Raw genomic sequence first — 12,600 nt, 5'->3', positions numbered from 1 at the left:
GATAGTCGCCATGCTCAGCAATGAGCCGCCTTCGCGCCTTGATCCGGATCAACGAGAGGGAAGTTGCCGCGCGTCGCGGTCTTTCGAGCCGCGCCCGATGACGTCCTTGGCGATATAGATGGGACGGCGCTTCGCCTCGAGATAGAGGCGCCCTAGATATTCGCCGATGACGCCGAGACCCATCATCTGCACGCCGGATGCGAACAAGGTGACGGTGATGAGAGTGGGAAAGCCGGCGACGGGATCGCCGAGCACCAGAGCCTTCACGAAGAAATAGATGCCATAGATCAGCGAGATCGATGCAACGACGAACCCCACCCAACTCCAGATCCGCAAAGGAACCGTGGAATAGCCGGTGATCGCGTCGATCGAGTAGCGCATGAGCTTGAGATAGGACCAGCTCGTCTGCCCCGCAGACCGCGCCTCACGGACAAAGTCGACATAGACGGTATCGAACCCGACCCAGGCGAAGATGCCCTTCATGAATCGGTTGCCTTCCGGCATGCTCAGCACGGCATCGACAACTTTGCGGTCCATCAGGCGATAATCGCCGGCATTCTCGGGGATGCCGGGTCGGCAAAGCGCGTTGAAGACGCGATAGAACTTTCCGCTGGTCCATCGCTTCATCGCCGAATCGGACGAGCGGTCGGACCGCACACCGACGACCATGTCCGCTCCGGCTAGCCAATGACGGATGAATTCGAAGATGAGTTCCGGCGGATCCTGAAGATCGACGTCGATTGGCACGACGGCTTCGCCGATGGCATGCTCAAGCCCGGCGGTGAGAGCCGCCTCCTTGCCGAAATTGCGCGCCAGCAGCACCGCGACGAATTTTCTGTGCGAGATCGCCAATTCCCGCAGCTTCCGTCCCGTCCCGTCCGTGGAACCATCATCGACCGCGACGATTTCCCAATCGAGGCCATATTGATCGGCAGCCTTTTGCAGGACCGGCTCGATGCGCTCGAGGAAAAGGTCGAGAACGTCGACCTCGTTGTAGACGGGCACAACAACCGAGAGCAGGCGTCGAAGCGGCTCTGCCCCGGCTCCATCGAGACGGCTCGAAGGTTCGGACGAGGCGGCGACGACCGGCGAGGTTTCCGGGACGGGCGCATGAGAGGCAGTCATGGGACGGCGATATCTCTTCGGCGACGGCAGAGGCAACCCATTGATTGGCTGCTTCTAGCATGCCTGCCAAGGCCCGGATATCAAACCGCTCCGATCTCGCGGGAGGAAGACTCTCCGGCTCGGAAGGTACGCATTTTACCGTGGTTGGGGCGACGGCCCCGGATCGTCCGGCGATGCCGGATCAGAGAATGATGACGGCGCCGACACCAAGGGTTGTGCCGATCAGGCTGCCGATCATCAGGGCGAACATCAGAGCGAAGGCGGTGCGCATGATTTCGTCTCCCTTTCAAAGCGCTTCCATGCGCCAATGGATAGTCCCGCCCTCCCGTGCGCGCAGTGACCTCCGTCACCATGATTTCGCCACATGCATGAATCGAATCCATACTCGTCAGGATGCCGACTTGCGATCCCGCCCGACCGGCGGAACAATCTGCCGCCATTTCGCGTCGCTGCCAGATCGCCCGTTCTGTGCTTGGCGTATAGTCCGCAGGACGCAGAGCCAGGAGGCTCGACCATGACCGGAAGATCTCGCCTGTTTCCCTGCCTTCGCTACCGAAATCCCAAGGCGGCGATCGATTTCCTCGTCTCCGCGTTCGGCTTTACCGTCCACGCCGTCCACGAAGCGCCGGAAGGCGGGATCGCGCATGCCGAAATCAGGCTTGGCAATGACATCGTCATGATTGGCGCTCTCGACGCTGAGGCCGTCGCCGCCGGGCGAACGGTGAGCGGGGGCGTCGCCAGCATCTATGCCTGCATCCCCTATGTCGACGGCCACCACGACAAGGCAGCGGCCGCGGGCGCGGTCATAACCCGCCCGCCGGAAGATACAGCCTACGGGTCCCGGGAATATTCCTGCCGCGACCTCGAAGGTTATGAATGGCACTTCGGCAGCTACGACCCGCTGGCCGAGGAAGAGGCGTGACGCAGCTCAGCGGTCGAGGCCGGCGACGAGCAGATATTTCTTCTCGACGAATTCCTCGATGCCGTGATGCGAGCCTTCGCGGCCATTGCCGCTCTCCTTGACGCCGCCAAAGGGCGCAAGTTCGGTCGAGATGAGCCCTGAATTGATGCCGACCATGCCATATTCAAGTGCCTCGCCGACACGGAAGATCCGCCCGACATCGCGCGAATAGAAATAGGCCGCCAGCCCGAACTCGGTGTCATTCGCGGCATGGATCACTTCTGCTTCCGTCTCGAAGCGGAAGACGGCGGCCACCGGGCCGAAAGTCTCCTCCTTGGCGAGGATCATGTCCTTTGTGGCCCCGGCAAGAATGGTCGGCTCGAAGAAGCTGCCGCCCAGCGCATGGCGATGTCCCCCGAGCACGACACGGCCGCCCTTGGCGATCGCGTCGTTCAGATGCTGCTCGACCTTGGCGACGGCATTCCCGTTGATCAGCGGCCCCTGGGTCACGCCGTCTTCGACGCCATTGCCGACCCTGAGCTTGGCGACGGCCGCCGTGAGCTTCTCGACGAAGGCGTCGTATATGCCGGCCTGTGCGTAGAGCCGGTTGGCGCAGACACAGGTCTGGCCCATATTGCGGAACTTCGAGACCATCGCGCCCTCGACCGCGGCATCAAGATCGGCATCGTCGAAAACGATGAAGGGCGCGTTGCCGCCGAGTTCGAGCGCGACCTTCTTTACGGTCCCCGCCGCTTGCCGCATCAGCTGCTTGCCGACTTCGGTGGAGCCGGTGAAATTCACCAGGCGGATCGCCGGATGCGAAGTGAGCACGCCGCCGATCGCCCGCGATTCGCCGGTAACGACATTGAAGACGCCCTTCGGAATACCCGCCCGGTCGGCGAGTTCGGCGAGCGCCAGCGCGGTCAACGGCGTCTCGCCGGCCGGCTTCAGCACCATGGTGCAGCCGGCGGCCAGAGCCGGCGCGGCCTTGCGGGTGATCATGGCTGCCGGGAAGTTCCAGGGCGTGATCGCGCCGACGACGCCGGTCGGCTGGCGCAGGACCAGGATGCGCGCATCGGCCCGGTGGCTCGGCAGCGTTTCGCCGGCGATCCGCTTCGCCTCCTCGGCGTAGAACTCGATGTAAGAAGCGGCGTAGTCGATCTCGCCGAGGGCTTCGGCGAGCGGCTTGCCCTGTTCCGCCGTGAGGATCAGCGCCAGATCCTGGCGATGGGCGCGAATGCGTTCAAACCACTGGCGGATGAGCGTCGAACGCTCCTTGGCAGTCTTTGCCGCCCAGATCTTGAACGCCGCCGCGGCGGCATCCACCGCAGCCGTCGTCTCGTCGGCCCCGAATTTCGGAACGCGGCCTACGACAGCCCCGGTCGCCGGATTGGTGACATCAATAGCCGGAACGCCGATCCAGGCTCCGTCGACATAGCACTGCGATTTGAGCAGCGAGGGGTCGATCAGGTCGAGTTCGGTCATCACTGGCGTATCCATCGCTTCATTCCTCGTTTCCGATTGGCCCGCGCGGTGCGCCGGAACGCCGACGCCGGGAGCCTTCCGCCCGGAGGCCTCGCGCGGTTAGATAGCGCTGATCAGCCTCCCGCGCCATTGTCGCGAGAGGTTCACCTCGAACCGCGGTCGTCGTCCAACCTCTCGAAAGTACCCAATGAAGCTAATCTACGACACGGATATCGGCTGGATGAACGACGACTGCATCGCGGCGCTGTTCGCGTTGCACTCGCCGCGTATCGAGCTCCTGGGCGTCACGCCCGTCATGGGCAACTATGATCTGAAGCTCGAAGTCGCCGCCGCGCTCCGCCTCACCGAATTCGCGGCTCGGACGGATGTTCCTGTTTCCGCCGGATTCGACCGGCCGCTGCTGCATGAGCGCAGTGCCTATGCGGACCAGATGTGGGGCCAATGGGCGACCCATCCGGAGGCCATCGAGCTGCCGCCGGGCTTGCCGACGATCCGTCCGGACCCCCGCCACGCGGTCGATTTCATCATAGAGCAGATAAAGGCCGCACCGCATGAAGTGACCATCGTCGCCGTCGGGCCGCTGACCAACCTCGCCGTCGCCATCCGCAAGGCGCCTGAGATCGTCACGCTCGTGAAGAGCGTCGTTGTCATGGGCGGCGCTTTGCAGCTCTATCCAGGTGGCTGGGGCAATTCGACACCGGTCTCCGAATTCAACTTCTGGGTCGACCCCGAAGCAGCGCGCATCGTTCTCCGGGCGGGTCTGCCGCTCGCACTTCTGCCGATGAATGTCTGCCGGAAAACCCATCTGCCGCGTGCTTTCGTGGAGAAGATCGCGGCGTCTACGACGGCGCGGACGGGCACGGCCAAACTCTTCCGGGACTATCTGCTGCCGCTCTTCGCCATGGAAGGCATCCAGAACCACCTCGTCTACGGGCTCTACGATTTTTCGGCGATCGCCTATGCGCTCGAGCCATCGCTCTTCCGCTCGGAGACGCTTTCGGTCGATGTCGTGACCGAAAGGGGCCTCCAATATGGCATGAGCATCGGCTATCGCGCCGGATCGCGCATCATCGGGCACACCAACACATCTTTCCCAGTCGACGACGCACCGCCGCCCGTGACCGTCGTGCACGACATGGATTTCGACGCGGTCGTCGCGCTCTATCTGGAGGGCATCGGCGCCTGAACGCCGGGGATCGTATCCAGCAGTGCCGGCAGTTCCATGATCGAGCCGATGACGTGGTCGGCATGGGGCGCCATCTGTTCGGCGCTCAGATAGCCGCTGGCAACGCCGATCGCGACGACGCCGGCAGCTCGGGCCGCGTCGAGATCATGCATCGTATCGCCGATCAGCGCCGCCTCTTCCGGGACGACGTCGAAGCGGTCGAGGAAGGCATGAATCTGGCCCGGGTCCGGTTTGCGGCCATGGCCGGAATCATAGCCGATGATCGCATCGAAGAGATGGTCGAGGCCAAGCTTTTCGGCCTGCGCGCGGGCGCCTGATTCCGTGTCGTTGGTGACGATGCCGAGCAGATAGCTCTCTGCCTTCAGCGACGTGAGAAGCCCCAGCGGATCGCCGATCGGCGCCACCGAGGCAAGCGCTCCGGCGTTGAACATGACGGCAAGCTCGCGGGCCAGCACAGCCAGATCATCCGCCCCGAGAATGGGCGCGAACTCGACGGCTATGTCGTCGACCGTGCTGCCGACGAAGGGCGAGGTCGGCAGGATCACAGCCCGCTGCCGATCGAAATGCAGCACGGCCGCAAGGCGCCCATGCAGAGCGTCGTCCTCGCCGGCAAGCGCCGCCAGCACGGCAGCGGCCGCACCGTTCCAGGTCAGAGCGAAATCGACCAGCGTTCCGTCCTTGTCGAAGAGCAGCGCACGGAGGGTCATGATCAGAGAACCGCCTCGATGAGGAAGGGGCCGCGGCGCCGAAGCGCGGCGGCGAACAGGTCGCGGAACGTCTCGCAGCTTTCCGCCCGCGCCGCCTCGACGCCCATGCCGCGCGCGAGGCTCACCCAGTCGAGCGCCGGATCGTCGATATCGAGCATGCGTTCGGCGTTGCGGCCGAAATGACCGGCCCCGACATTCTGCATTTCGAGTCGAAGGATCGCATAGGCGCGGTTCGAATAGATGACCGTCACCACGTCGAGCCGCTCGCGCGCCTGTGTCCAGAGACCCTGGACCGTATACATGCCGCTGCCATCGGCCTGCAGGCTGACGACCTTCCGATCAGGACAGGCGATCGCGGCGCCCGTCGCCATCGGGATGCCAAGCCCGATCGCCCCGCCGGGGATCATCAGATAGTCATGCGGCGCCACCGATTGCGAGTGGGCGAAGAAGGACCGTCCCGAGGTCAGACCCTCGTCACAGACGATGGCCTGTTCCGGCAACAGCGTGGCGACGATGCGCGAGATCGCCTCGTCAGTGAGTGCCCCCGATGGCGCGCCGAGATCGGCATTGGGCGACACCTCGATCGCAGCAGCCGATCGTGCGATGCCCAGTTCATCGGCAAGCGCTTCGAGCGCACCGCGCTGGTCTTCGGCGGGCTCGGCCAGAGTCAGAACAGGGCAGCCCTCCGGAATGAGCCGGCTCGGCTTGCCTGGATAGGCGAAGAACGCCACCGGCTCCTGACCACCGACGAGGATGAGCAGATCGATATCCTTCAACGTCGCGAGAGCCGCGTCGATCGGATAGGGAATGCGCTCGACCGGCACGCGGCCCCTGCCCCGTTCCGTCCGGGCGCTCAGGACCTCGCCGAAAAGCCGCGCGCCAAAGCCGGCTGCAATCCTGCCAGCGACTTCGAGCGCATCGGCGCGGGTCGCCTTGCCGGCCAGCACCAATCCGACCCGGCCACGATGCGCGCGCATAGCTTCAGCAACCTCGCGAACCGTGCCCGCATCCACGGCGCGCGGCGGGTGAATCGCTGCCGGCTCGATCACCGCCGGCTCAACGGCACCCCAGGCACAATCGGCGGGAAGGATGAGCGTCGCGATGCCGGGTGTTTCGACGGCCGCACGAACCGCCTCGGAGACGGTAGCGCCGACGGCCTCAGAAGACGCAACGCGGCCGACCCATTTCGACATCGGCCTGGCCAGGCTTTCGATGTCGCTAGTCAGAGGCGCGTCATAGCTCAGATGATAGGTGGCGTGATCGCCCACGACATTGACGATCGGCGTATGGGCGCGGCGGGCATTGTGCAGATTGGCAAGGCCATTGGCGAGGCCCGGCCCGGTATGAAGCAGCGTGGCGGCAGGCTTGCCGGCCATGCGGCCATAGCCGTCCGCCGCTCCGGTGACCACACCCTCGAACAGGCCGAGCACGCAGCGCATCGCCGGCTTGCGGTCGAGCGCCGCCACGAAGTGCATCTCCGACGTGCCGGGATTGGCGAAGCAGACATCGATGCCATTAGCGAGGAGCCCGTCGCAAAGCCGATCCGCGCCGTTCATTGCCATCTCCTCAAACCACCCAAATTGCCGTTCGGCGGGGGCAGCCTACAAGCGCGCGGTCTCCTGTCAACGCGAGCTCCCCCGACAGGACGACGCAGGAACGCCACCTAAAGACGGCCCGGCTCGGCAGCATCGATGATGCGGAGGCTGGCTTGGCGGCGGCCCTGCCAGTGGTCGATCCCGAGCATGCCAGCGACATGCAACGGCAGGCCGCGATTGGACAGCAAGGCCCGGCCGAGGTCGGTCTCGGCCGAGCGGAAAGCGATCGCCTTCAGCGTCTGGTCGCCGGTCGAGATCGTGGCGCGGACATGGCCGTTGCCGACGGTTTCGGCATAAGTGATGCGGTGGGCCGGCAAAGCGAAGATCGGTTCCGGATGGCCCGCGCCGAATGGCCCGGATCGCTCGATCATGTCGATCAGATCGGGCGTCGCGGCACGCGCGGTCAGCGCCCCGTCGATGGCGAGATAGTGGTCCTGCCGGGCGGCGCGGGAGGCAGCGCCGGCACGCTGCTCCAGGAAGGCACGGAATTCGACGAGGCGCTTCGGATCGATCGTCAGGCCGGCGGCCATGGCGTGGCCTCCGCCCTTGACGAGGAGGCCCTGCGAAACGGCCTCGCGCACCAGCGCCCCTAAATCGACGCCCGACACGGATCGGCCCGATCCGGTGCCGGTACCGTTCGGCATCAGCGCGATGGCGAAGGCAGGGCGGCGGAACCGTTCCTTGAGACGGGCGGCGATCAGGCCGACGATGCCGGGATGCCAACCAGGATTGGCGGTGACGAGAACCGCGGGGCCGTCCCCGCTTCCGATTTCCGCTTCGGCTTCGGCAACCGCTTCCTCCAGCATCGCCGTCTCGATCGCCTGGCGCTGGCGGTTGAGATCGTCCAGCGTGGCGGCGGCGATCTCCGCCTCGGCCGGATCGTCGAGCGTCAGCAGTCTGGCGCCGAGCGCTGCATCTCCGATCCGCCCGCCGGCATTGATGCGCGGCCCCAGCAGGAAGCCGAGATGATAGGGCGAGAGCGGTCCATCGACCCTCGCAAGGCGGGCGAGGACTGAAAGGCCGAGATTGGACGCCTGCCGAAGGTTGGCCAGCCCACGGACGACAAAGGCGCGGTTGAGGCCGATGAGCGGGACGACATCGCAAACCGTGCCGAGCGCCACCAGGTCGAGCCATTGCTGGAGATCCGGCTCGCGCCGCCCCTCGCCATACCAGCCACGTCGGCGCAATTCCCGGTTCACGGCCACGATGGTCATGAAGGTGACACCCACCGCCGCGAGATAGCCGAGCCCCGACAGATCATCCGGGCGGTTGGGATTGACTAGCGCCACCACGTCGGGCCGCTCCATGCCCATCTGGTGATGGTCGAGCACGACGGCTCTGTGGCCGAGTTCGGCCGCCACGGCCAGCGCGCTGATGCTGGTCGAGCCGCAATCGACGGTGACGATCAGCCCGGCCCCCTCGGCGATCAGCATGCGGATCGCATCGGGATTGGGCCCATAGCCCTCGAAGATGCGATCGGGAATGTAGATACGAGTCTCGATACCTTGCGAGCCAAGGAACCGGGCCAGAAGGGCTGAGGACGAGGCGCCGTCGACGTCGTAGTCACCGAATATGGCGACGCTTTCATCCGCGACGACAGCATCCGCGATCCGCGCCGCGGCTACGTCCATGTCGGTCAGCGTCGAGGGATCCGGCATCAGAGCGCGCAAGGTCGGCGCCAGGAAGATGGCCGCGTCCTCAATCCGGACGCCCCGTCCCGCCATGACGCGAGCGACCAGCTCAGGGATCTCGTCGCGCTGCGCCATTGCCGACGCGGCGAGCGACCCAGCCTCGTCGAGCCTTTCCACCCAGTTCCGCCCGGTCAGCGATCGTTCGACGCCGAGGAAACGTCGCCGATGCAGACCGGGTTCAGTCACCGCGGACCCTCAGCCCTTGGAATTGGGGATGGAATCGGACTTCGGATCGAACTTGCCCGGGTCGCGATGCAGAGCCTTGACCCAGCGCACCGTGCCGGTCGACGAGCGCATCACCACCGTATCCGTCGTGATCTCACCGGAGCGTGCAAACCGCACGCCCGAGAGGAGATTGCCGTCCGTGACCCCCGTCGCGGCAAACAGGACGTCGCCGGTCGCCATCTCGGTATGGGCGTATTTCCGGTCGAAATCCTTGATGCCCATCTTGATCGCGCGGGCGCGTTGGGCATCGGACTGCGTCATGAGCCGTCCCTGCATCTGCCCGCCGGTGCACCGCAGCGCCGCCGCCGCCAGAACGCCTTCCGGCGCACCGCCGCTGCCGAGATAGATGTCGATGCCGGTTTCGTCGGGATTGGTGACATGGATGACGCCGGCGACGTCGCCATCGCCGATGAGGCGCACGGCGGCGCCGGTCTGCCGCACTTCCTCGATCAGCTTGGCGTGACGCGGGCGGTCGAGGATGCAGACCGTGATCTCGTTGACCGGAACGCCCTTCGCCTTGGCGAGAGAGGCAATATTCTTCGCCGCCGACCAGTCGAGATCGACTGTCCCCGCCGGGTAGCCCGGACCGATCGCGATCTTCTGCATATAGACGTCCGGCGCATGAAGCAGGCTGCCGGACTCGGCGATCGCGATGACGGCCAGCGAATTCGGCTGGTTCTTGGCGCAGATCGTCGTGCCCTCAAGCGGATCGAGCGCGATATCCACTTTGGGACCCACGCGGGTCCCGACCGTCTCGCCGATAAAGAGCATCGGCGCCTCGTCGCGCTCGCCTTCTCCGATCACGACAGTGCCGTCGATCGGAAGGCGGTTCAGCTCCTTGCGCATGGCGTCGACTGCCGCCTGATCGGCAGATTTTTCGTCGCCACGCCCGCGCCAGCGCGCTGCCGCCACAGCGGCCCGCTCGGTTACGCGAACGATCTCCATGGTGAGTATCCGGTCAAGGCCCGCCGCCTTCTCCGCCGCGATCGCCATTGGAATGCTCCCACCCTATGCCAGTTGCTCGATCCGTATCATCTGTGGCCGCTCCGCGATGTGACCATCGGTCGTGATCTTCTCGAGAGCCTCCTTCACCTGCGCCTCCGTCGTGTCGTAGGTGATCAGGATGACAGGTTGCGGCTCGAGCGGCTGCGGATGATCCGGCGCGTCGGCCATCGGCGCACGGCGGCGCTGGACGATCGATTCGAGCGAAATTCCCTGCTCGGCCATCCGCGTCGCGATCGACGCGAAAGCGCCGGGGCGATCATAGACGGCGAAGCGAATGTAGTAGCCGCCCGCATGCGTCTGCATGGTCGCGCGCTGATAGGGCTTGAGCAGGCTCGCCGGCCGGCCGAACGTGCCGACCACGTCGCCGCGAGCAATATCGGCAATGTCGCTGACCACGGAAGACGCCGTCGCATCGCCACCCGCGCCCGGACCGGCCAGCACCAGGCGGCCGACGAAATCGGCTTCGACCGCCACGGCATTCGTGACGCCGTCCACCCGCGCGATCGGCGAGGATTTCGGCACCATGGTCGGATGAACGCGCTGCTCTATGCCGCTATCTGACTTCGTGGCGACGCCGAGCAGCTTGATGCGGTAGCCGAGTTCGGCCGCTGCCTCGATGTCGGCCGTCGTGATCGAGCGGATGCCCTCGACATAGATGGCGTCGGCGTCGATCTCGGTACCGAAGGCGATCGCGGTCAGGATCGACAGCTTGTGCGCCGTATCGAAGCCGTCGACGTCGAACGTCGGATCCGCCTCGGCATAGCCGAGCCGCTGCGCTTCGGCGAGGCAGGCTTCGAAAGAGAGCCCCTCGCGCTCCATGCGCGTCAGGATGTAATTGCAGGTGCCGTTGAGAATGCCGTAGAGGCGCGCGACGGAATTGCCGGCCAGCGACTCGCGCAGCGTCTTGATGATTGGGATGCCGCCGGCGGCGGCGGCCTCGAAATTCAGCGAAACGCCGCTGCGCTCCGCAAGCGCCGAGAGTTCGGCGCCGTGCCGGGCGAGCAGCGCCTTGTTGGCCGTCACGACATGCTTGCCGCTCTCGATCGCGGCCCGAACGGCCGCATTCGCCGGCCCATCCGCGCCGCCGATCAGTTCGACGAACACGTCGATCCCTTCCGAGCGGGCGAGCGCCACCGGATCATCGAACCATTCGAGACTGGAAATATCCACGCCGCGATCGCGCTTGCGATCACGAGCGGAAACGGCAGTCACGACGACAGGGCGCCCGCAGCGGGCCGCGAGCTCAATGCCATGCCGGTCGACGAGGCGCAGCAGCGACGCGCCGACCGTGCCGAGGCCGGCGATGCCGAGCCTTAGAGAAGAAACCATAAGCCGCCCCTGGGGGCCCGGTGGGAGGCTCTTGCCTCTAGCGCCGGGCGCTGCTGATCGGGACGACGTTGTGCAATGTTTTATCCGCCGATTCAAGGAAGCGACGGATGTTGCGCCCTGCTTGGCGGATGCGCTGCTCATTCTCGACCAGCGCGATCCGGACATATTCGTCGCCATGTTCGCCAAAGCCGACGCCCGGCGCCACGGCGACATCCGCCTTTTCGATCAACAGCTTCGAGAATTCGAGGCTGCCGAGGGACTTGAACGGCTCCGGGATCGGGACCCAGGCAAACATCGAGGCGCGTGGCGCCGGAATGTTCCACCCGGCCCGGCCGAAGCTCTCCACCAGAGCGTCGCGGCGGTGCTTGTAGGTCCCGCGCATCTCGTCGATGCAATCCTGCGGGCCATTCAGCGCGGCCGTCGCCGCCACCTGGATCGGCGTATAGGCGCCGTAGTCGAGATAGGATTTCACCCTGGCCAGTGCCGCGATCAGCCGCTCATTGCCGACCGCGAAGCCCATGCGCCAGCCGGCCATGGAATAGGTCTTGGACATCGAGGTGAACTCGACAGCGACGTCAATCGCGCCCGGCACCTGCAGGACCGAAGGCGGCGGATTGTCGTCGAAATAGATCTCGGCATAGGCGAGATCGGACAGCACGAACAATTCATGGCGGCGCGCGAACGCGATCACGTCACGATAGAATTCGAGATCGGCGACTTGGGCGGTAGGGTTGGACGGATAGCAAAGCACGACCGCGAGCGGCTTCGGGATCGAGTGCATCACCGCTCGTTCCATCGCGTGGAAGAAGGACGGGCCAGGCTCGACCGGAACCGAGCGGATCACGCCGCCGGCCATCAGGAAGCCGAACGCGTGAATCGGATAGCTCGGATTGGGGCAGAGGATGACGTCGCCCGGCGCGGTGATCGCCTGCGCCATATTGGCGAAGCCTTCCTTCGAGCCGATCGTGGCGACGATCTGCGTCGCCGGATCGAGCTTCACGCCGAAGCGGCGGTCGTAATAGGCGGCCTGCGCCTTCCGCAGCCCGTTGATGCCGCGCGAGGCGGAATAGCCGTGCACGTCTGGACGCGCCGCCGTCTCCGCCAACTTCTGCACGATATGCGCGGGTGTCGGAAGATCGGGATTGCCCATGCCGAGATCGATGATATCGGCGCCTGCGGCCCGAGCGCTCGCCTTCAGCCGGTTCACCTGCTCGAAGACATATTGCGGCAGACGCCGCACGCTGTGGAACTCGCTCATGGCTTGCAATCCGGTTGGGTTATCTCATTGACCGCCGCGCTCATTCGGGCGTCGGCGGCGTAGTTATCACTCGAACGATGGCGACACGAGGCC

Annotated in this window: 10 protein-coding genes; 2 read left to right on the top strand and 8 right to left on the bottom strand. The window is 65.3% G+C overall.

The window, feature by feature from the left end; translation table 11 throughout:
* Nucleotides 1–48: 48 nt before the first annotated feature.
* Nucleotides 49–1,125, bottom strand: a complete 1,077-nt coding sequence (locus OSH05_RS13975) for a glycosyltransferase family 2 protein (RefSeq protein ID WP_104219945.1) — start codon at nucleotides 1,123–1,125, stop codon at nucleotides 49–51.
* A gap of 514 nt (nucleotides 1,126–1,639) precedes the next feature.
* Between OSH05_RS13975 and OSH05_RS13970 the strand changes: the two genes are divergently transcribed.
* The gene (locus OSH05_RS13970; protein WP_104219946.1) at nucleotides 1,640–2,047 is read left to right on the top strand and encodes a VOC family protein; all 408 of its coding nucleotides are present in this window, start codon (nucleotides 1,640–1,642) and stop codon (nucleotides 2,045–2,047) included.
* 6 nt (nucleotides 2,048–2,053) lie between these two features.
* Here OSH05_RS13970 and OSH05_RS13965 read toward each other — a convergent pair whose 3' ends face one another.
* A complete protein-coding gene (locus OSH05_RS13965) occupies nucleotides 2,054–3,526 on the bottom strand; it encodes an NAD-dependent succinate-semialdehyde dehydrogenase (protein WP_323181453.1) in 1,473 nt (490 codons plus the stop codon).
* A gap of 172 nt (nucleotides 3,527–3,698) precedes the next feature.
* On the opposite strand from OSH05_RS13965, the gene OSH05_RS13960 reads away from it, so the two are divergent.
* On the top strand, nucleotides 3,699–4,697 hold the full coding sequence (locus OSH05_RS13960) for a nucleoside hydrolase (RefSeq protein ID WP_104219947.1): 999 nt from the start codon (nucleotides 3,699–3,701) through the stop codon (nucleotides 4,695–4,697).
* Here the strand turns inward: OSH05_RS13960 and OSH05_RS13955 are convergent.
* The 6 genes from OSH05_RS13955 to OSH05_RS13930 all read right to left on the bottom strand — a co-directional run bounded on the left by OSH05_RS13955 (nucleotide 4,673) and on the right by OSH05_RS13930 (nucleotide 12,507).
* Entirely contained in the window at nucleotides 4,673–5,404 is a 732-nt protein-coding gene (locus tag OSH05_RS13955; RefSeq protein ID WP_104219948.1) for an HAD family hydrolase, read from the bottom strand. The genes OSH05_RS13960 and OSH05_RS13955 overlap by 25 nt on opposite strands.
* Nucleotides 5,405–5,406: 2 nt before the next feature.
* Complete coding sequence (locus OSH05_RS13950) at nucleotides 5,407–6,960, bottom strand: acetolactate synthase large subunit (RefSeq protein WP_104219949.1); 1,554 nt, start codon at nucleotides 6,958–6,960, stop codon at nucleotides 5,407–5,409.
* Between the two features lie 107 nt (nucleotides 6,961–7,067).
* On the bottom strand, nucleotides 7,068–8,876 hold the full coding sequence (gene recJ / locus OSH05_RS13945; protein WP_266352475.1) for a single-stranded-DNA-specific exonuclease RecJ: 1,809 nt from the start codon (nucleotides 8,874–8,876) through the stop codon (nucleotides 7,068–7,070).
* 9 nt (nucleotides 8,877–8,885) lie between these two features.
* Entirely contained in the window at nucleotides 8,886–9,908 is a 1,023-nt protein-coding gene (glpX, locus tag OSH05_RS13940; protein WP_104219950.1) for a class II fructose-bisphosphatase, read from the bottom strand.
* Between the two features lie 15 nt (nucleotides 9,909–9,923).
* Nucleotides 9,924–11,249, bottom strand: a complete 1,326-nt coding sequence (locus OSH05_RS13935; RefSeq protein WP_104219951.1) for a homoserine dehydrogenase — start codon at nucleotides 11,247–11,249, stop codon at nucleotides 9,924–9,926.
* Nucleotides 11,250–11,286: 37 nt separating this feature from the next.
* The gene (locus tag OSH05_RS13930; protein ID WP_104219952.1) at nucleotides 11,287–12,507 is read right to left on the bottom strand and encodes an LL-diaminopimelate aminotransferase; all 1,221 of its coding nucleotides are present in this window, start codon (nucleotides 12,505–12,507) and stop codon (nucleotides 11,287–11,289) included.
* Nucleotides 12,508–12,600 lie beyond the last annotated feature (93 nt).

Source organism: Kaistia algarum (assembly GCF_026343945.1).
Taxonomy (GTDB): domain Bacteria; phylum Pseudomonadota; class Alphaproteobacteria; order Rhizobiales; family Kaistiaceae; genus Kaistia; species Kaistia algarum.
This window is presented reverse-complemented; position numbering and strand designations above follow the sequence as displayed.